The following is a 19,335-nucleotide window of genomic DNA, read 5'->3' on the forward strand; positions in this document are numbered from 1 at the left end:
CGTGTCCTCCTGATCGTTCGGACTTTTCGGGCGGCCCCATCATGGCACGGGGCGCGCGGTCACTCCTGGGCCCGCAGGCGCTCCTGCTCGCCGCCCTCGTCGAGCAGCTTCCGCAGCCACGCCGGCACGTGCTCGTCGTCGCGCGGGTACGCCTCCAGATCGCGCGTGAACGCGCTGGGGTGCAAGGGCGGCCACCAGTTCGGGTCGCCGTCGAGGTCGTAGGTGAACTCCGCCGGCGAATCCGGGCGCAGCACGACCTTCGCGGAGAACCACGTGCCGCGGCCGGGTTCGTACATCTCGTCGCGCAGCGCGCGGAACGCGGCCTTCACCGGGGCGGGCAGCTCCATCGAGCCGGGGGAGCCGTCGCGCATCCGCACCTGCAGCGCGAAGTCGTTGGCCACCACGGTCGCCGACACCGTGAGCACGATCTCCGCCCACCCGGGCGGCGCCGCGTTCCCCAGTGCCGTCGCGATTTCAGCGGGAACGGGATCGGTCACTGTACTGCCTGTTCTTTCCGAAGTTGATGTCCGCGGGGTTGTTCGGGAACTCGCGCTCCTTGGTCACGCGCGAGATCTCCACGGATTTTCCGTTCTCCAGGACCACGTGCCCGTTGGCATCGGTCTTGTAGACCACTTCCTGCCAGCGCATGGTGACGCTCTCCGGCACGCCGTTGGTGTCACCGTGCATGGCGACCTGGTAGTTCTGGATGTCCTGGCCCTCGGTGTTCGCGAACTTGCCGAGCGCCGTTTCCTGGTTGCGCCACGACGCTTCGTGGATCCAGCCGTCGCGGTAGTTACCGCTGTTGGACGCCGCCATCTGCGGGTGCATGTTGACGTACTCACCCGGGCCGCCCATCTCGTTGGCCGCGAGGTGCCCGCCCGCCCACCGCACCTTCTCGTACTTGTCGCCGTACTCGGGGTGGCCCGTGAACGCCTCCTTGCCCTCGCCGCCGGAGCGGTTCTGCGAGTTGGTGTCGCGGTAGGTGTCGTTGCGGCCGTCGAAGCTCGGGTCGCCCGTCATCGCGTCGGGCTTGCCGTTCTCGCCGATGTGGAAGGTCCACGACTTCGCCGGGTCGTGGAAGTTCGGCACGCGGTACTGCGCGCCCGGGATCAGCGGGTAGCGCAGGTCGGGGTTGTGGTTGGGCGACGCCGTGCCGGGCGTGGCCTCGACGTGCGTGATGTGGCCGTCGGCGTCGGTGTAGAACCGTGTGCTGGCACCGTTTTCGTACGACACGTGGTACTCGGCGTGGCCCGCCAGCGGACGCTCGCCGAGCAGCGTCTGCGGCACGCCGTCCGGGTCCGGGTCGGCGTTGCTGGTCCGGGCGGGGACGTCGTCGAGGTCGCACGGCGAGTCGATGTCCGGGTGGCCGTCGCGGTGGCGCGGGCCGGCGAACTCGGAGTCGGCGGGCCGGTCCCAGTCCACGAACCGGCGGTCGAACTCCGGCGAGTCCGGGTTGTACGTGCGGGTCGCCGGCGGGAGGTCGAACTCCTCCTCCGGGACACCCCCGTTGGCGTCGTCGCCCCGCGCGTGGGCGCTGTCGGCGTCAACGTCGTGCGGGTCGTGGTGGTGCGACTCCGGCGCGAAACCGTCCTGGCCGGCGTGGTGAGACGTGCCGTCCGGGTGGTGCACGGACCACTCGCCGTCCGGTGGGATCCGCGGCCGCATCCGGCCGTCCGGGCCGATCTCGTAGTCGGACGAGAAGACCCGGCCGTTCGAGTCGGTCCAGGCCGGTTTGGTCGGTGCCATCACGTCGGTGTCGAGCTCGCGGGAGAGCCGGTCGGCGAAGTCGTTGGAGCCGGCGTCGCAGCCGATCAGACGGATGGGGCGGCCGTCGTAGTCCGCGTTGTGGCGCAGGACGTCGGCGAACTCCTCGGGCGTGTAGTGCCGGTCGCCGATGCGCGCGTGCCCGTCGGACGTCACGTGCACGTCGACGGTGTAGCGCCCGTCCGGATCCGGCTGCACGCGGTGGGGGAGGTCGCCCATGTCCGTGTCGCCGCGGTGGTACGAGCTGCCCGCCGGGGTGCTTTCGGAGTGGTGCTGGTTGACCTCGTCCGGCGTCAGGGGTTCATCGTCGTGGTGGTGTGGCCCGCCGTCGTGATCGGGCGGGTTGTGGTGATCGGAAGTGTCGTGGTGATCGGCGTTGTCGTGGTGGTCGGGTGAGCCGTCGGTGTCGTGGTGAGGTGCGCCGTCGTCCGGCTCGTGGTGATGGGGAGCGCGATCGTCCGGCTCGCCGTGGTGCGGGGACCGGTCGCCGGGCTTGGCGTCGGGAGTCCGATGTGGACTGTCGGTCTCCGCGTGGGCCGCCGTCGGCGAGCCACCCCGCGCGACGGGCTCCGGCGCGTCACTCGGCCGCCGCGGTCCGCCCGCCGCCGGGTCGCCCGGGCGGCGCGAGCCGTCGGGGCTCTGAGGCGAGCGCGTGTTCGCGTCACTCGGACGGCGCGGCGAACCCGAGTCGGGCCGCCGCGACGAGGGCTCCGGACTTTCACCGGGCCGCCGCGAGGAGGGCTCGGGACCCTCACCGGGCCGCCGCGACGAAGGCCCGCGATCGGGACCGGTGCGCGGACCCGAGGGTTCCGGCGTACGGGCGCCCGGACTGCCTGGGGTGCCGGTCCAGCCACCACCGCTGCCGGGCCGGGCTGCCGGGGTGCCACCGGAAACGCCGCCCGACGGCGAACCTGCCGGCGCACCACCACCCTGCGGCGCCAGCCCACCCGCGACAGGTTGGTTCGGCGTGGTGGCGCCCGACGGGCCGGCGCCATCGCCGGTGCGCGGCGCGGGCGCGCTGGGTGCGGGCTCGTCGACCTCAGGCGGCGCGTAGCCCGACGCCGAGGTCGAGCTGTCGCCCGAGCTTTGATGCGAAGACGACGAACTGCTGGAGGAAGAGCCGCCACCGGAATGGGCCGGGGCGCCGCCACCGGATCCGCCGGTGCTGTGGGGCGCCGAGCCGCTGGAGCCACCGGATCCGCCGGAGCCGTGGGCCGCCGACCCGCCGGACGGCGAGCTGCCAGCGTGCGCCGAGCTCGGCGCGTCACCGGTGTGGGTGCTCGGCGCATCGCCCGTGTGCGAGGGCGCGGAACTGCCGCCACCGGATGGCGAAGAGCTGCCCGCGTGGCTGGGTGAGCTCGACGAAGAACCGGCGTGGCTCGGCGACCCGCCACCGGACGGACCACTGGTGCTGTGCGGCGCGGAGCCACCGTGGGAGGGTGAATCGCCGCCGGACGTCGACGCGGAGTTGTCACCGCCGCCCCCGCCGTCGTGGGTGCCGTTGCCCGTGCTCCGGCGCGACGAGTCGCCGGAAGAACCGTCCCTTGTGGAGGGACCACCATCGGGGCTCGACGACGCGGAGTCACCGTCACCGGAGTGCGAGCCATCGGCGTCCGAGGCGGAATCGGAGTCACCGGATCGCGAACTGCCGGAGTCCGGGTCACCGGACTGGGCACTGTCGGTGTCCGAGTCCCCGGAATGCGAACTGTCCGACCCGTCAGGACTGTCCGAACCCTCACCGCCGGGCGAGTCCCCGTCACCGTCGGAGCCGCCGTGGTGCGAACCACCGCCTGAGCCGCCACCGCCCGTGTGGTGGGCGAAACCGCCGGCCTTGATGTTCTTCGTGCTGATCACGTCGAGGCCCGTGACCTTGCCGGCCAGCTTGCCCAGGATCTTGATGATCTTCGTGAAGACGTCGGCCAGCTTGCCGAGCAACGGCGAGACCCGGCGCATCGTGTCGCACAGCTTGGTCAGCAGGCCGCTGATCTTCTCGCCCCACTTGGAGATCGCCGTGACGGCCTGCGCGACCACCAGCGGCGTGCCGAAGCCGAGGGAGAAGACCTCCTCCATCACCCACGAGATCAGCTTGCCCACCAGGTCGGCGATCAGCTGCCGCACGGTCTCCCGCACGAACGACACGACCTGTCCCATGATCATCGTGACGGTGCCGATCGCGCTCGCCACCGTGGCGGCCCCGCCGAGGGCCTCCGCGCACTCCGCCGCGCCCTTGCGGTACGCGTCGGCCGCGTCGCCCGTCCACTCCGCGGTGCCGGTCTTGACCGCGTTGGTGTAGTCGGCCTGCCTGTCCTGCAACGCTTTCGCGACGTTGCCCCAAGTGTCCGCATAGGACTGGATCACGGGCGGATTGCCCGCCACTGAATCGAGCATGTCCTTCAGGGGCTGCACGTGCTCCATGAGGAACGACGCCACCGACGACATCAGGTAGCCGAACGGGTCGATCGCCGCGCCCGCGATCTCGCCCGCGAGGCTCAGCACCCCGAGGCCGCCCGAGACCCAGTCGCCGTCCTTGATGCCGTTGAACGCGTCCATCGCCGACTCGGCGACGCCGATGCCCGTGGCGTAGCCGTAGTCGCCGTTGCCCGCCGTGAGCGGCCCGGGACCGTCTCCGTCCTGCTTCGCCTGCGAGACGAGCGGGTTGCCGTCGGCCATCAGTCGGGCACCTTCGTGGAGGCGATGGCGTCGGTCGTGCCGGTTTCGTAGGTCTCGTACGCCTGCACGGCGTTGCGGACCTTCTGCGCCTGCGCGTCCATCGCCGTGACGGTGTTCTGCAATGCGTTGATGCCGAACTCCTCCACCGGATCGAGCATGGCCCGGAACGGCTGGCAGAGGATGCCGTACGCGTCGGTGGGCATGCTGACCTGGTTCGCGGCGTCGACGGCCTGCCGCAGCCCGTCGCTGATCCCGTCGAGCTGGCGCGCGTGCGCCTCGAGGTCGCCGCCGACCTCGTATCCCTTAGGTGCCATGGTGTTCATCCCCCAGGATGGCTGTGCTAACCGGAATCAAGGCTAACCGGAATCAAGCTGTGTGGATCAAGCTGTGTGGATCAAGAAAGGATCGAACCGCCGAAGTCATCGTCGTCGTCGGACGTCTCGGCCCGGCGACGACGCGGAGGCGGCGGTGGCGGCGCCTGCTGCCGCGGCTGTGCGGCCGGCGGCGGGGGAGGCGGGTCGTTGTCCTCGGGCCCGAACCGGTGCACGGGCGCGGGCGGCGGAGGTGGTTCTTCCGGCGGCGGCGCGGGGAACGTGCTCTTCGCGTCCTCCACGAGCTTGTCGCCGGTGGCGTCACTGCCCAGCGTCTCGCTCGCAACCTGTTGCAGCAGCTCGGGAATCCGCGCCTGTGCCTTCTGCACGAGCTGCATCACCTGCGCCGACACCTCGGCCATCCGCTTGCCGCCCGCGGACTCGGAGATCACGAGGTTCTTCAGCAGCCCCTTGGCATCTACGGTGACCTCGACCGTGCCGTCCTTCGCCCGCTCGGTCACGGTCTGGCCCTGCATGCGGTCGGCCATCGCCTGGTAGCGCGCAGCCGTCTCCTGCAGCTGCCGCGTCCAGCCGTCCACCATGCGCTGGCTGGCGTCGACGCCGTCCGACATCGGGCCCCCATTCCTCTCGAGCCGACTTCCCCACAGTGACGGATCCGGTCCGCCCCAGGTTCCGGTGCCGTCCGAATTGATCCGATCGGCCCAGTTTGCCACCCGGGTCAACCGGTCTCACCGGCACCTGAATCGACTGTACGTGCCCGCACCGACACAAAACGTGGCAAGCGGCCCGCCCGCGACTTTTCGTCGCGAACGGGCCGCTCGCACCACTCAATCCTTGACAACCACACCGATCAGGGGTTTCCTTTGGCGCCGCAAGGGCGTCGGAGATTGCCTCGGCTGTATCCGATGGCGCCTCGGTGTCAAAGATTGCCTCGGCGCTCCTGCTCCCGCTCGATCGCCTCGAACAGCGCCTTGAAGTTCCCCTTCCCGAAGCCCAGCGAGCCGTGCCGCTCGATGAGCTCGTAGAACACCGTCGGCCGGTCGCCGATCGGCTTCGTGAAGATCTGCAGCAGGTAACCGTCCTCGTCGCGGTCGACGAGAACCTTGTGCTCCTGCAACGTTTCGATCGACACCCGTACCTCGCCGATGCGGGCGCGCAGCTCCGGGTCCTCGTAGTAGGAGTCCGGCGTGTCGAGGAACTCCACGCCCGCGGCCCGCATCGCGGTGATCGTGGCGATGATGTCGTTGGTGGCCAAGGCGATGTGCTGGCAGCCGGCGCCCTCGTAGAACTCGAGGTACTCGTCGATCTGCGACTTCTTCTTCGCCACGGCGGGTTCGTTCAGCGGGAACTTCACGCGGTGGTTGCCGTTGGACACGACCTTGCTCATCAGCGCGGAATAGTCCGTGGCGATGTCGTCGCCGATGAACTCCGCCATGTTCACGAAGCCCATCACGCGGTGGTACCAGTCGACCCAGTAGTCCATCTTGCCGAGCTCGACGTTGCCCACGCAGTGGTCCACGGCCTGGAATAGCCGCTTCGGCGCACCTTCCGGTCGGGTCACCGTGCTCTCGCGCGCCTCGAACCCGGGCAGGTACACCCCGTCGTAGCGAGACCGGTCGATCAGCGAGTGGCAGGTCTCGCCGTACGTCGCGATCGCGGCCATCCGCACCGTGCCGTGCTCGTCGGAGACGTCGTGCGGCTCCTCGAGAATCGTCGCGCCTTGCGCGCGGGCGTGCTCCACGCACTTGTCGACGTCGGTGGTCTCGAGCGCGAGGTCGCTCACGCCGTCACCGTGGCGGCGGTGGTGGTCGAGCAGCGGCGAGTCCGGCCGCACGCCGCCGGTGATCACGAACCGCGCCGAGCCCGACTTGAGCACGAACGCCTTGCGGTCGACGCGGCCCGTCTCCGGCCCGGAGTACGCGACGAGCTGCATGCCGAACGCGACCTGGTAGAACCACGCGGTCTGCGTCGCGTTGCCGGCGACGAAGACCACCGCGTCGAGAGCCTTGACCGGGAACGGGTCGTTGGTGGCGTCGTGCTCGACGAGCCCCACGAGCTGACGGAGCTGGTCGAAGCTGACGTCGTCGAGTGCGCCCTGCGGATCCATGGTGTGGGTCATGCCATGAAGCATGGGTGCGTCACGGCAAGATGAGCAACGGTCACCGAATTCGCTGGACAATCTGCCCGGCGGCAAGCCGTAAGCTGCGGTCAACGTGGACAACCTGCGCAGGGAGGAAACCGTGCTCGACTCGCTCGACGCCCGGCTGTTGCTGCTGCTCACCGACTCGCCCCGGCTGGGCGTGCTCGAGTGCGCGCGCCGCCTCGGCGTGGCGCGCGGCACCGTGCAGGCGCGACTGGACCGGCTCACCGAACGCGGCATCCTCGGCGGCTTCCCGCCCGAGCTCGACCTCGCGGCGATGGGCTACGGGCTCACCGCGTTCGCCGTGCTGGAGATCGCGCAGGGCCGGCGCGGCAGCGTGGCCGAGGCGCTCGCCGCCATCGAGGAGGTGTGCGAGGTGCACGCCACCACCGGCCAGGGCGACCTGTTCGTCCGCCTGGTCGCACGCGACAACGACGACCTGCAACGCGTGATCGACAAGGTGGTCGGCGTGGACGGGGTGCTGCGCACGTCGACCTCGATCGCCCTGTCCACGCCGGTGCCGCCGCGTGTGCGTCCGCTGCTGGAACGCACCGCGCGCGATTAGAACGCGTCGAGCGCGTGCGCGAGGTACCGCTTCGCCGAGCGTTGCACGACCTCGTGCCCGTCAGTGCGCACGATCCGGTCCCACCACGCGCCGTAGATCGCTTCGAACGCGTACGGCTCCAGTAGTTCGGCCGCGCGGCGCACCACACTCGGGCGTTCCGGGATCAGGTTCGGGTAGCTGTACATGAAACCGACGTGGGTGCGGTCGGGGATGACCTGCACGATGTCGCCCGACAGCAGGGCCCCGCGGCCGGCTTCACCCGCCGGCCAGTGGAGCACGGTGCCGCCGGTGAAGTGCACGCCGAGGTTGATCAGCCGCAGGTCGTCGGCCACGTCGAGGGTGGTGCCGGACCAGAGTCGGATCGACGGGTCGGGCCGCCCGATCCACTCCTGGTCACCTTCGTGCAGGTAGATCGGCACGTCGAACGCGTGGGCCCACTCGACCATGGTCGTGTAGTAGTGCGGGTGACTGATCGCGATGCCGGTGAGGCCACCGAGGTCGTTGATCTGCCGCACCAGCTCGTCGTCGAGGTAGGCCGCGCAGTCCCAGAGAAAGTTGCCGGATCCGGCCTGCACGAGAAGCGCGCGCTGGCCGATCGCGAAACCGGGCTCGGACCCGATGCCGATCACGCCCGGTCCCTGCTCTTCGACGCGCGGGCGGTACTCGCCGCTCGACCGCAGCGTCGCGAGGTCGGTCCAGGCCTGGCCGGTGAGCGGGACGTACTGGCGTTCGTCCTCGCAGATCGGGCAGTCGGCGCGGGGTCCGGGGTATTGCATTCCGCAAGTGCGGCATATCGGTTCGATGCTCATCGTGGCCTCCCAGTGGTGTTCGAGGGCCACGCTAGTCGCGTACCCGGCCCCTGAGAGCCGGGTACGCGAAGACCGAAAGGTCAGGAGGCCTCGCTGTAGGGCACGGCCTTGACCAGCGTCACCTGCTGCGTACGGCCGTTGGGCAGCTCGTACTCGCGCGACTCGCCCTCCTTGGCGCCGAGCAGGGCCTTGCCCAGCGGCGACTCCGGGGAGTACACGTCGAGCGCGCCCTCGGCGCCCTCTTCGCGGGTGGCGAGGAGGAACTTCTCCTCGTCGTCGTCGCCCGCGTACTTCACGGTGAGGACCTTGCCGGGACCGGCGGTGCCGTCGTCCTCGGGGGCCTCGCCGACCTTCGCCGAACGCAGCAGTTCCTGAAGGTGGCGGATGCGCGCCTCGGCCTGGCCCTGCTCTTCGCGCGCTGCGTGGTAGCCGCCGTTTTCCTTGAGGTCTCCCTCTTCGCGGCTGTCGTTGATGCGCGCAGCGATGACCGGACGATTCTCGATCATTTCGTCGAGCTCGTGCTTGAGCCTGTCGTAGGCATCCTGGGTCAGCCAGGTCACCTTGTCGCTCACGGTCACCATCTCCTCGTCGGGCCTGCCAGGCTTGGGTGTTCAAGCCGGCCTCCGCACGGGCTCACTGCGCCCGCACGGCTGGGATAAAGGAAAAACACGGCCCGCCTCGGGCCGTGCTGGTGTGTCAGCTTATCACGGCAGCGTGCAGCGACGCCGGTCCATTCCACGCCGCGCGGACGCCTGCCGCGCATTTCACCCCGTTGGCCGCTATGGGGTTGACATGTATCGTGGTATGGAGTACGAGCAGCCGTACACGTCGGCTGTCACCGGTTCCCCGATGCTCTTCACCACCGTGCTCACCCGGCTGTGGCCGGCCCCGGCGGGAACCAGCACCTCTTTCCGGCCGCTCTCGGCGCCGGACCTGTCCTGCACTCGTACGACGCACACCCCGGGCTTGTCCGGGTCGTCACGCGTGACGTTGATCGTGATCTGCATCGCGTTGCCCGGGCGGGGTTCGAACGCCACGCGCTCGGCGTCGATCGACGCCTGGCCGAGGTTGACGTAGGCGATCCACGCGACCGCGAAGCCCGCGACCACCGCGATCGCGGTGAAAACCCAGCGCTTCCAGCGTTTCGACCCGGTCTTGCCCGCCGACCCGTACCGGTCCGCGGGCGGCGCCGGACGGGCGTCTCCCTCGGCGGTTGCGGTCTCTCCGGTCTGCAAGTCCGGGCCTCCGGTCGTTCTTGTCGTACCCGCGGGGACAATGGGTGGAGCCCGACTGGGGGCACCACCTGTCATCGAGTATCCGCGAGCCGTTCCGGCGGCGTGGAGCCGGGGCGGGGTACGACGGAATAACGGGACACGAGAGGGTCGTTCGGAACATGGTGCGAGCTGACGAGCTGATGACGAGCGACCGCGCCTCGAACCTGCGCCTCATGGCGGTACACGCGCACCCGGACGACGAGTCCAGCAAGGGCGCCGCCACCATGGCGAAATACGTCGCCGAGGGCCACGAGGTCATGGTCGTGACGTGTACGGGCGGTGAGGCGGGCAGCATTCTCAACCCCGCCATGGACCGGCCCGAGGTGCTGGCCAACATGGCCGACATCCGGCGCGACGAGATGGCGCGCGCGGCGAAGATCCTGGGGGTGCAGCACCGCTGGCTCGGCTTCGTCGACTCGGGGCTGCCCGAGGGCGACCCGCTGCCGCCGGTGCCCGAAGGGTCGTTCGCCGTGGTGCCGCTGGAGGAGTCCACCGAGGCGCTGGTGCAGGTGGTGCGGGAGTTCCGCCCCCACGTGCTGATCACCTACGACGAGAACGGCGGGTACCCGCACCCCGATCACATCCGCACCCACGAGGTGTCGATGGCGGCTTTCGACGCGGCGGGCGACCCGAACCGCTTCCCCGGCGCCGGCGACCCGTGGCAGCCGCTCAAGCTGTACTACGTGCACGGCTTCTCCAAGGCCCGGATGATCGCGTTCGACACCGCGCTCAAGAAGCTCGGCCTCGAGTCGCCGTATGACGAGTGGCTCAAGTCCTGGGACCCCGAGCGACCCGACATCATGGAGCGGGTGACCACCCGGATCGAGTGCGGTGAATACTTCGAGGTGCGCGACGAGGCGCTGAAGGCGCACGCCACGCAGATCGACCCGACCAGCCGCTGGTTCGTGGTCCCGCTCGAGATCCAGCGCGAGACGTGGCCGACCGAGGAGTACGAGCTGAACCGCTCCCTGGTGGACAGCACGCTGCCGGAGGATGATCTGTTCGCCGGCATCAAGGAGAAGGTGAGTCCATGAGTTTCGGTGTGCCGGCCGTCGCGGTCGCCCCGCTGACGGCCTCGGCCCTGTTCCTGGCCCAGCAGCCCGACAGCGGTGACAACGGCGGCCAGGGCGAGGACTTCGGCAAGTCCTCGCCCGTCGGCCTGCTGGTGCTGATCCTGTTCCTGATCGCGGTCGCGTTCCTCATCCGGTCGATGAGCAAGCACCTGAAGAAGGTGCCGGCGAGCTTCGACAAGGAGGAGGCTTCCTCCGAGGTTTCCGACGCTTCGGGTGAAAAGCCGGAGTCGGCGGACGCGGGCGAGCAGGTCGAGGTGAAGGCCGCCGAGCCGGCCGATCCGGCGCGGGCCAAGTCCGACTGACCTCGCCCACCGGGCGGCTTCGCCGACGCGCCCGACTGGCCCCGACCGGCGCCGTGTCACCCTGGTGACATGGCGAACCGACTGACGGACGCGACCAGCCCATACCTCCTGCAGCACGCGGGAAACCCCGTCGATTGGCGCGAGTGGGGGCCCGAAGCGCTGGCCGAGGCGCGGCAGCGCAACGTGCCGATCCTGCTGTCGGTCGGCTACGCGGCGTGCCACTGGTGTCACGTGATGGCCCACGAGTCCTTCGAGGACGAGGGCACCGCGGCACTGATGAACGCGCACTTCGTGAACATCAAGGTCGACCGCGAGGAGCGGCCGGACATCGACGCGGTCTACATGGCCGCCACCCAGGCCATGACCGGTCAGGGCGGCTGGCCGATGACCTGTTTCCTCACGCCCGAGGGTGAGCCGTTCCACTGCGGCACCTACTACCCGCCGACGCCGCGGCCGGGCATCCCGTCGTTCGGGCAGCTGCTCGTGGCCGTCTCGGAGGCGTGGGCCGAGCGGCCCGAAGACCTGCGCGAGGGCGCGCAGCGGCTGATCGGGCACCTCGCCGAGCAGGGCGGGCCGTTGCAGGCCTCGGCGGTGGACGCCGGCGTGCTCGCCCGTGCGGTGGCGAAGCTCGCGGCCGAGGTGGACCCCGTCCACGGCGGGTTCGGCGGCGCGCCGAAGTTCCCGCCGTCGATGGTGCTGGAGTTCCTGCTGCGCCACCACAAGCGCACGGGCTCGGCCGAAGCGCTGTCGCTCGCTTCGTCGACCGCGGAGGCCATGGCCCGCGGCGGCATCCACGACCAGCTCGCCGGCGGTTTCGCGCGGTACTCCGTGGACGCGGAGTGGATCGTGCCGCACTTCGAGAAGATGTTGTACGACAACGCTTTGCTGCTCCGGGTTTACGCCCATTTGGCGCGGCGGGGGTCTTCGTTCGCGCTGGGCGTCGCCGAGGGGATCGTCCGGTTCCTGGAGGCCGATCTGCTGACCGCGGAGGGCGGCTTCGCGGCTTCGCTCGACGCGGACACCGACGGCGTCGAGGGTCTTACGTACGTGTGGACGCCTGCTGAGCTGCGCGAGGTGCTCGGTGACGAGGACGGCGTGTGGGCGGCTTCGGTGTTTTCGGTGACGGAGTCCGGGACGTTCGAGAAGGGCTCGTCGACGCTGCAGCTGCCGGGTGATCCGGAGTCCGCCGACCGGTTCGAGCGCGCCCGGCAGGCGTTGCTGGCCGCGCGGGCTTCGCGGCCGCAGCCGGCGCGCGACGACAAGGTGGTAGCCGCGTGGAACGGCCTCGCCATCACCGCGCTCGCCGAGGCGGGTGTCGCGCTGGAGCGTCCACAGTGGATCGAGCTGGCGCGCGGGGCCGCGTCCCTGCTGCTGTCCACGCACCTCGTGGACGGCCGGCTGCGGCGCAGCTCGCGCGACGGCGTGGTCGGCGTGCCGGCCGGCGTCCTCGAGGACTACGCGTGCCTGGCCGACGGCCTGCTCGCCCTGCACCAGGCCACGGGGGAGCCGCGGTGGCTGGAGGAGGCGTCGCGGCTGCTGGACCTGGCGTTGACGCACTTCGCTTCGGACGCCGTGGGCGCGTACCACGACACCGCGGACGACGCGGAAACGTTGGTGCAGCGCCCTTCCGACCCCACGGACAACGCGAGCCCTTCGGGCGCTTCGGCGCTGGCGGGAGCGTTGCTGACGGCTTCCGCGCTGGCCGGGTTCGAGCAGGCCGGCCGGTATCGCGACGCGGCCGATGCGGCGTTGCAACGCGCCGGCCTGCTGGCGGATCGCGCGCCGCGCTTCGCCGGGCACTGGCTTTCGGTGGCTGAGGCGGCGCAGTCGGGGCCGGTGCAGGTGGCCGTGGTCGGCGAGGACCGGGCGGCGCTGGTCGCGGCGGCCGCGCGGCAGATCCACGGCGGCGGCGTGGTGCTGGGTGGCGCTCCGGACGCGCCCGGCGTGCCGCTGCTGGCGGACCGTCCGCTGGTGGACGGCGCTGCGGCGGCGTACGTCTGTCGCGGCTACGTGTGCGATCGCCCGGTGACCTCGGCGGAGGACCTGCTCGCGCAGCTCTGAGTTCCGCCTCTGGTGAACAGTGCCCTGCTTGAGGTGTATTCGGCGTAGCTTCGGCAACGAGGTAATCATGTAATCGCGGAGGCGAACATGCACACGCACTTCAAGGTGGTGGGACACATGGGACGAGGTTGGAAGGGCCGCGGCGGCTGGCAGCAGGCCGAGGTGCCGTCGGCCGAAGACGCGGCCGCCTGGCTCGGCGGGCGCCTCCCGGACGGCTGGTTCACGGGCGACCCGGAGGTTACGGTCGACCGCGAGGAGATCATCATCGTGGGCGAGCTGCCTGCGCTGACCGGCGAGTACGCCGACGATGCGGCCCGCGCGGCCGCCGAGGACGGCCGCATCAGCCGGTTCCGCGAGGACACGCGCGACGAGCGCATCGAGATCGCCCGGCAGGCCGAGCACCGCTACCAGCGCAAGGTCGCGTGGGGCGCCAAGCTCGGCGGCACGCAGGTGCTGTTCACGACGCTGTCCGCGCCCGTGATGACGCGGCTGCGCCAGCCCGAACGCCTGGTCCTCGACACCCTCGTCGCGGCCGGTGTCGCCCGCTCGCGCTCCGAGGCGCTGGCCTGGGCCGTCCGGCTGGTGGGCGAACACGCCGACACGTGGCTCGCCGAGCTGCGCGACGCGATGACCAAGGTGGACGACCTGCGCTCGAAGGGCCCGGACCTGAGCTGACGGGCTGCGTTCGAAGGGGACTCTCGTGCTTCGGTGCGAGAGTCCCCTTCGCGCTGGGTGGCCTGAGATCAAGCCCGCGAACGCCACCGTCCCCGCAAGGTCCGTCGGTCCGTCCTCGTGAGCAGGCCTTCGGAGTCCCGATCCCAGTGGCCGCCGTGGGAGTCGGTGAAGGCCAGGCCCGGGACGGCGGCGGTGGAGTACAGGTCATCGGCCGGGAGCTGCTCGTGGCCGAACGGCAGGCCGCGTACGGCGGTGGAGCCCGGCGGGATGATGGCGAGCCGCAGGCGGTGCGGGGTGTCCTCGTCGGGGCGCCGGACGGTCACGGTGCAGTCGAACGCCGGGGAGTCGCCGCCGTTGTGCACGCACACGACGTAGTCCTCGGCGCGGTCGCGGCGGGTGCCCTCGTCGAGCCAGGCGGACACGGAGTGCGCCTGCTCCTGTTGCCGGATCTCGGGCTGGTCCTTGCGGTTGAGCAGCATGATCCACACGTACGAGGCGAATCCGAGCAGTGAACCGGCGCTGCCGATCGCCGAGATCCACGTGGCCGTGACTTGCGAACCCATCACCGCGCGCTTTCCCCGGTGGTGCGCGCGCCAAACGATCGAGTCGTCTTTGTCACCTCGACCTGCGACGACGTCGTGGCCGGGGCAGGCTTACCAGTGAGTAGCCAGTCGCGCCGAGGAGGAGCCGTGGACATCCCTGCCGTTCCCGCGAAGGTGGACCCGGACGCGCTCACCGCCGTCCTCGACGGCCGCTGGGCCGAGCTGCGCGCGGGGGTACGTGCGCAGATGTCGGCCGAGGAGTTCCGCGATCCCGTTGAGCTGGACATCGAGGCGCACCGTGCGCAGGTGCTCGACCAGCTGCGCGAGCTCGCCGCCACGGACCGGCCCGCGCTCGGGTTCGACCGCGCGTACGGCGGGCAGAGCGACATCGGTGGGTCGGTGGTGTCGTTCGAGATGCTCGGCCTCGGTGACCTGTCGCTGATGGTGAAGGCCGGCGTGCAGTGGGGGCTGTTCGGCGGCGCCGTCCAGCTGCTCGGCACTGAGCGGCACCACGAGAAGTACCTGCAGCGCATCATGGACCTCGACCTGCTCGGCTGCTTCGCGATGACCGAGCACGGCCACGGCTCCGACGTGCAGGACCTGCACACGACGGCGACGTACGACCCGGCGGCGCAGGAGTTCGTGGTGCACAGCCCGGATCCGGGCGCCACCAAGGAGTACATCGGCAACGCGGCGCGCGACGGCCACGCCGCCGTCGTCTTCGCGCAGCTCGTGGCCGGCGGCGATTCCCGCGGTGTGCACGCGTTTTTCGTGCCCATCCGCGACGGCTCCGGCAAGCCCATGCCCGGCGTCACGATCGAGGACTGCGGCCGCAAGGCCGGCCTCAACGGCGTCGACAACGGCCGCCTGGCCTTCGACCACGTCCGCGTTCCGCGCGAAGCGCTGCTGAACCGCTTCGGCGACGTCGCCGAGGACGGCACCTACTCCAGTCCCATCGAGAGCGACGGTCGCCGCTTCTTCACGATGCTCGGCACGCTCATCCGCGGCCGCGTGAGCGTCGGCGGCAGTGCCGGCAGCGCCACGAAACGCGCGCTGACGCTGGCCATCCGCTACGGCGAGCAGCGCCGGCAGTTCAAGAGCCCCGACGGCGACGAGGTCGTGATCCTCGACTACCTCGGCCACCAGCGCAAGCTCCTGCCTGCGCTCGCGAAGACGTACGCGCTGCACTTCGCGCAGGAAGAGCTCGTCGCGAAGCTGAACGACATCGCGCCCGACGCGCCCGAAGAGGAACAGCGCGAACTGGAATCCCGTGCGGCCGGTCTGAAAGCCGCCAACACCTGGCACGCCACCGCCACGATCCAGGCCGCCCGCGAAGCCTGCGGCGGCGCCGGTTACCTGTCGGAAAACCTGCTGGCCGGCCTCAAAGCCGACACCGACGTCTTCACCACCTTCGAGGGCGACAACACGGTGCTGCTCCAGCTCGTGGCCAAAGGCCTTCTCACGCAATACAAAGAGCACTTCGAAGACCTCAGTCCACTTGCGACCGCGCGCTTCGTCGCCGAACAACTCGTGGGCGCGGTATTGGAACGCACCTCCGCCCGCAAGTTCGTGGAGCGCCTGACGGAATCCGACGACGCCGAGGTGCTCTTCGACCGCGAATGGCAGCTGCGCCTCTTCGAGGACCGCGAGGAACACGTCCTCGACGGCGTCGCCAACCGCCTGCGCAAGGCCGCCGACGACCCGTTCGGCGTCTTCAACGCGGCGCAGGACCACGTGCTTTCCGCCGGCCGCGTGCATGTGGAAAGCCTTGTGCTGTCGGCGTTCGCCCGCGCCGTCGACGCGTGTGCCGATCCGGAGGCCGCGGCTTTGCTCTCGCGGGTGTGCGATCTCTACGCCCTGTCGGCCATCGAAGCGGACCGCGCATGGTTCCTCGAACACGGCCGCCTCACAGCTTCGCGGTCGAAGGCCGTGACCGCCGCGGTGAACGAGTTGTGCGCCGAGCTGCGGCCCCACGCCAGGACTCTGGTGGACGCCTTCGCGATCCCGGCGCAGTTCCTGGCCGCGCCTATGCTGCGGGACTGAGCCGGTACTGGCCCGGCGCGACGCCGAAATGTCGTTTGAAGGCATGAGAAAACGCGTATGGTGAGCCGTAGCCGACCTGCCGCGCGATGGCGGGCAGCCCGCGGTCGCCATCGCGCAGGAGGCGCGCGGCGGTGGTCATGCGCCACCACGCGAGGTAGGCCATCGGCGCGCGGCCGGTGAGGGCGGTGAAGCGGCGGGCGAGTGTCGCGCGTGACAGGCCGACCTCGGCGGCCAGGTCCTCGAGCCGCCACGCGCGCGCCGGGTCCGCGTGCAACGCCTGCAATGCCGAGGCGATTTCAGGGTCCTGCAACGCTTTCGGCCACCCGGCCTGCGGGTGGTCGGTGAACCACGCGCGCACGAGGTAGACGAGCAGCAGGTCCAGCAACCCGGCGACGGCGGCGTCGCGACCCGGCCGGCTGCCGTGTACCTCCCCGCCGAGCAGTGTGATGGCCGTGCGCAGTTCGGTGTGCTCGCCGACGCGGGCAGGCAGGTGCACGACGTCGGGCAGGCCCTCGACGAGGAAGTGCGCGCGCGAGCGGTCGAAGCGGTACTTGCCGCAGAGCAGATCTGTGCCGCCGGCCGGATCGTCGACGGCGGTTTCGAACGGGACAGCGCACCGGCCGTCGGGCGTGGCCGACAGGACGTGCGTGGCACCGCGGGGCAGGAGCACGGCGTCGCCGGGGCTGAGCGGCACGGGTTCGCCTTCGGTGAGCAGCCAGCCCGTGCCCCGAAGGACCACGTGGAACCCGGCGCCGGCGTACGGCGCGAACCGGTAGCACCACTCGCCGCCGACGCGCAGCCGGTTGGACGACGGCTCGCCGGTGCGCATCACGGCGATCGCGTCACTGAGGACGTCCATGCTCTCCAGCATACGGACGTGAGACTTTCACGCATCAATACGCGGGTTTCAAGCATTGGAACGCTCAGTGGTGAAGGTTAGCGTCGAAGGCATGATTCAGCTCGGTGAAGTCGAAGTGACCAAGATCGTCGAGTGGTCGGGCGACATCGCGCCCGTCTCCGCCGTCCTGCCGGACACCCCGGCCGAACTCTGGCGGGACAACGAGGAGTGGCTCGCGCCGCGGCACTGGCACCCGGAGGCCGACGCGTATCACGCCGCCGTGCAGACGTGGGTGCTGCGCAGCGAAGGCAAGGTGATCCTCGTGGACACCGGGGTCGGCAACGGGCGCGCGCGCCCGCAGATCCCGCTGTTCGACCACCTCGACACGGACTTCCTCAGCCGTCTCGCCGCCGCCGGGGTGCAACCGGAAGACGTCGACGTCGTGGTCAACACCCACATCCACTACGACCACGTCGGCTGGAACACCCGCGCCGACGGCGACGGCTGGGTCCCGACCTTCCCGAACGCCACGTATCTCATCCCGCGCGCCGACCAGGAGTGGTTCGACCCGCGCAACGCGCACCGCCGCTCCGTCGACCCGCTTCGCTTGCAGGGCAGCCTGCTGGTCTACGCCGACAGCATCGCCCCGGTCCTCGACCGCGCCGTGCTCTGGGACGGCTCGTACCGCATCGACGGCAACCTGGTGCTGGAGCCCGCGCCCGGCCACACGCCCGGTTCTTCCTTGCTGCGCTTGACTTCCGGTTCGGATCGCGCGGTTTTCGTGGGCGATCTGCTGCACAGTCCCGTGCAGATCCTGGCGCCCGCACACAGCAGCTGTTTCTGCGAAGACCGCGCTCAGGCCGCGACCACGCGCACCCGGGTCTTGAACCGCGCCGCCGACTTGGGCGAACTGGTCCTCCCGGCCCACTTCGCGGACGACTCGGCCGTCGAAATCCGCCGCTCCGGGCCCGGCTTCTCCATCCACCACTGGCGCGACGCCACCTGATCGGCCTCTCGCGGCGACCCCGGGCCGCTCGCTACCCTTCGACCAGGCGCCGGTTCTGCCGCTGCCTGGGGGAACTCATCCCCATCACTGGAGGTCCTGGCCTTGACAGCCACCCGGGGGACCAGCCACATCACCCTGCTCACCGCCGCCAGAGCCGGCTGGGCGACGACGTTTCGTTACGCGCTACTGGTTTTGGTCAGCCGGGGAACCGTGGGTGCGGCGGTGTTGCTGTTGCTGAGGTGAGCTAGGCGTAGAGCACGAGCCAGATCGCGATGTAGTGCGACACCGCCGCCAACACCGTGCACGCGTGGAAAAACTCGTGGTACCCGAAGGTCTCCGGCCAGTGGTTCGGCCACTTCACCGCGTGAACACCGCGCCCAGGGTGTAAACAGCAGTTTCGCGTGCCAGCGGCGATAAGCTACGGGAATGATCGACGCCAGCGATTCGAGCATTGCCGGGTACCTGGTTCAGTACGGCGAGGCCGAAGCCGCGCACTGGGTCTTGACCTGCACGGAGGACGAGCTCCTCCGGATCGCTTCGGTGGGGCACTGGCTGGAATTGTGCGGTCCCAGTACTCCGTCGGGGGGTGGCATGATGCCGGCGAAAGCCTTGGCGCTGGCTCGGTCTACGTGCGCGAGGGCAAGCCGCGGGACCTCATTCGTGGTCGCCGAAAGCTGACGGGAAACGTGAGCGTGGTTCCCCCGGAGCATCGGGAACGACATCCCTCCTTCGCGGCTTGGTTGGCGCTCCCGAGGGATTACGGGGTCGGAGACGACGCTCGGGACTGCTGGGAGGAGCCTTCCGCGCAACTCGCTCGGCCGTCCGTGGAAGTCGCTGCCTTGCCGAGCTCCGAACCCGCGGGCCTCGTCGTGTCCGACGCGATCATGCGGTGGTCGAACGGCTTCACCAAGTACAACCTCACTGAAGACCTGATCCGCAACGACGTCGGTTACCTGAGAACGGCGGGTCAGTTCCTGATCATCGAAAGAACCGCCGCACCCGACGTGCACTACATCCAGTCGATGCGGCGCCCGCAGGGTGATTATCAGATCGAGTACCGGGCTGGTGGCCCGCAGGAACACTTCCAGGCATACGCCAGAAATCGCCCGCAGGTCGTCGCCGCCCTGTGGGGCTGGTGCTCCCGCGACAAGACATGGCGCGAGCGATTCGAGTGGACGAACATCGGTAGCATGTTCCTCGATCCAGGCCGGAGAGACCGGATCGAGGAGTGAGGGGATCAA

At 70.0% G+C, this 19,335-nt stretch carries 18 protein-coding genes and 1 pseudogene; 8 read left to right on the forward strand and 11 right to left on the reverse strand.

Annotated features, from left to right (window positions below):
• Positions 1-59: 59 nt before the first annotated feature.
• The 5 genes from QRX50_RS14940 to hppD all read right to left on the reverse strand — a co-directional run bounded on the left by QRX50_RS14940 (position 60) and on the right by hppD (position 6,885).
• Entirely contained in the window at positions 60-497 is a 438-nt protein-coding gene (locus tag QRX50_RS14940; RefSeq protein WP_285972542.1) for a hypothetical protein, read from the reverse strand.
• Positions 475-4,434 carry a DUF8616 domain-containing protein gene (locus QRX50_RS14945; protein ID WP_285972543.1) on the reverse strand — a complete coding sequence of 1,320 codons (3,960 nt, stop codon included), beginning with the start codon at positions 4,432-4,434 and terminating at the stop codon, positions 475-477. The genes QRX50_RS14940 and QRX50_RS14945 overlap by 23 nt, the downstream gene beginning before the upstream one ends.
• The gene (locus tag QRX50_RS14950) at positions 4,434-4,748 is read right to left on the reverse strand and encodes a type VII secretion target (RefSeq protein WP_285972544.1); all 315 of its coding nucleotides are present in this window, start codon (positions 4,746-4,748) and stop codon (positions 4,434-4,436) included. Before QRX50_RS14950 ends, QRX50_RS14945 begins: the two co-directional genes overlap by 1 nt.
• Before the next feature lie 80 nt (positions 4,749-4,828).
• A complete protein-coding gene (locus tag QRX50_RS14955; protein WP_285972545.1) occupies positions 4,829-5,377 on the reverse strand; it encodes a YbaB/EbfC family nucleoid-associated protein in 549 nt (182 codons plus the stop codon).
• 308 nt (positions 5,378-5,685) lie between these two features.
• Positions 5,686-6,885, reverse strand: coding sequence for a 4-hydroxyphenylpyruvate dioxygenase (gene hppD / locus QRX50_RS14960; protein WP_285972546.1), 1,200 nt, complete (start codon positions 6,883-6,885; stop codon positions 5,686-5,688).
• Between the two features lie 103 nt (positions 6,886-6,988).
• Here hppD and QRX50_RS14965 point away from each other — a divergent pair, with 103 nt between their 5' ends.
• Positions 6,989-7,471 carry an Lrp/AsnC family transcriptional regulator gene (locus tag QRX50_RS14965; RefSeq protein WP_434533342.1) on the forward strand — a complete coding sequence of 161 codons (483 nt, stop codon included), beginning with the start codon at positions 6,989-6,991 and terminating at the stop codon, positions 7,469-7,471.
• Here QRX50_RS14965 and QRX50_RS14970 read toward each other — a convergent pair.
• The 3 genes from QRX50_RS14970 to QRX50_RS14980 all read right to left on the reverse strand — a co-directional run bounded on the left by QRX50_RS14970 (position 7,468) and on the right by QRX50_RS14980 (position 9,515).
• Entirely contained in the window at positions 7,468-8,280 is an 813-nt protein-coding gene (locus QRX50_RS14970; RefSeq protein WP_285972547.1) for an MBL fold metallo-hydrolase, read from the reverse strand. The genes QRX50_RS14965 and QRX50_RS14970 overlap by 4 nt on opposite strands.
• Positions 8,281-8,360: 80 nt before the next feature.
• Complete coding sequence (greA, locus tag QRX50_RS14975) at positions 8,361-8,861, reverse strand: transcription elongation factor GreA (RefSeq protein WP_285972548.1); 501 nt, start codon at positions 8,859-8,861, stop codon at positions 8,361-8,363.
• A gap of 198 nt (positions 8,862-9,059) precedes the next feature.
• Positions 9,060-9,515 (reverse strand): DUF4307 domain-containing protein, encoded by a 456-nt coding sequence (locus QRX50_RS14980; protein ID WP_285972549.1) that lies wholly within the window; start codon positions 9,513-9,515, stop codon positions 9,060-9,062.
• Between the two features lie 158 nt (positions 9,516-9,673).
• Between QRX50_RS14980 and mca the strand changes: the two genes are divergently transcribed.
• From mca to abmR, 4 genes are all read left to right on the forward strand, one after another.
• Positions 9,674-10,588 carry a mycothiol conjugate amidase Mca gene (mca, locus tag QRX50_RS14985; protein ID WP_285972550.1) on the forward strand — a complete coding sequence of 305 codons (915 nt, stop codon included), beginning with the start codon at positions 9,674-9,676 and terminating at the stop codon, positions 10,586-10,588.
• Positions 10,585-10,929, forward strand: a complete 345-nt coding sequence (locus QRX50_RS14990; RefSeq protein ID WP_285972551.1) for a hypothetical protein — start codon at positions 10,585-10,587, stop codon at positions 10,927-10,929. The genes mca and QRX50_RS14990 overlap by 4 nt, the downstream gene beginning before the upstream one ends.
• 69 nt (positions 10,930-10,998) lie before the next feature.
• On the forward strand, positions 10,999-12,990 hold the full coding sequence (locus QRX50_RS14995; protein WP_285972552.1) for a thioredoxin domain-containing protein: 1,992 nt from the start codon (positions 10,999-11,001) through the stop codon (positions 12,988-12,990).
• A gap of 117 nt (positions 12,991-13,107) precedes the next feature.
• Positions 13,108-13,665 carry an ATP-binding transcription factor AbmR gene (gene abmR / locus QRX50_RS15000; RefSeq protein ID WP_285972553.1) on the forward strand — a complete coding sequence of 186 codons (558 nt, stop codon included), beginning with the start codon at positions 13,108-13,110 and terminating at the stop codon, positions 13,663-13,665.
• A 68-nt stretch (positions 13,666-13,733) separates the two neighbouring features.
• Here abmR and QRX50_RS15005 read toward each other — a convergent pair whose 3' ends face one another.
• Positions 13,734-14,228 carry a hypothetical protein gene (locus QRX50_RS15005; RefSeq protein ID WP_285972554.1) on the reverse strand — a complete coding sequence of 165 codons (495 nt, stop codon included), beginning with the start codon at positions 14,226-14,228 and terminating at the stop codon, positions 13,734-13,736.
• Positions 14,229-14,354: 126 nt separating this feature from the next.
• Here QRX50_RS15005 and QRX50_RS15010 point away from each other — a divergent pair, with 126 nt between their 5' ends.
• Positions 14,355-16,250, forward strand: a complete 1,896-nt coding sequence (locus tag QRX50_RS15010) for an acyl-CoA dehydrogenase family protein (protein ID WP_285972555.1) — start codon at positions 14,355-14,357, stop codon at positions 16,248-16,250.
• Here QRX50_RS15010 and QRX50_RS15015 read toward each other — a convergent pair.
• Positions 16,234-17,109, reverse strand: a complete 876-nt coding sequence (locus QRX50_RS15015) for an AraC family transcriptional regulator (RefSeq protein WP_285972556.1) — start codon at positions 17,107-17,109, stop codon at positions 16,234-16,236. The genes QRX50_RS15010 and QRX50_RS15015 overlap by 17 nt on opposite strands.
• A gap of 91 nt (positions 17,110-17,200) precedes the next feature.
• Between QRX50_RS15015 and QRX50_RS15020 the strand changes: the two genes are divergently transcribed.
• The gene (locus tag QRX50_RS15020) at positions 17,201-18,094 is read left to right on the forward strand and encodes an MBL fold metallo-hydrolase (protein WP_285972557.1); all 894 of its coding nucleotides are present in this window, start codon (positions 17,201-17,203) and stop codon (positions 18,092-18,094) included.
• 244 nt (positions 18,095-18,338) lie between these two features.
• Here the strand turns inward: QRX50_RS15020 and QRX50_RS15025 are convergent.
• Positions 18,339-18,481, reverse strand: a pseudogene (locus tag QRX50_RS15025) (hemolysin III family protein); the annotation flags it as partial.
• Between the two features lie 482 nt (positions 18,482-18,963).
• Between QRX50_RS15025 and QRX50_RS15030 the strand changes: the two are divergent.
• Entirely contained in the window at positions 18,964-19,326 is a 363-nt protein-coding gene (locus QRX50_RS15030; protein WP_285972558.1) for a hypothetical protein, read from the forward strand.
• The last annotated feature ends 9 nt before the right edge of the window (positions 19,327-19,335 follow it).

This window comes from Amycolatopsis sp. 2-15 (assembly GCF_030285625.1).
Lineage (GTDB): Bacteria > Actinomycetota > Actinomycetes > Mycobacteriales > Pseudonocardiaceae > Amycolatopsis > Amycolatopsis carbonis.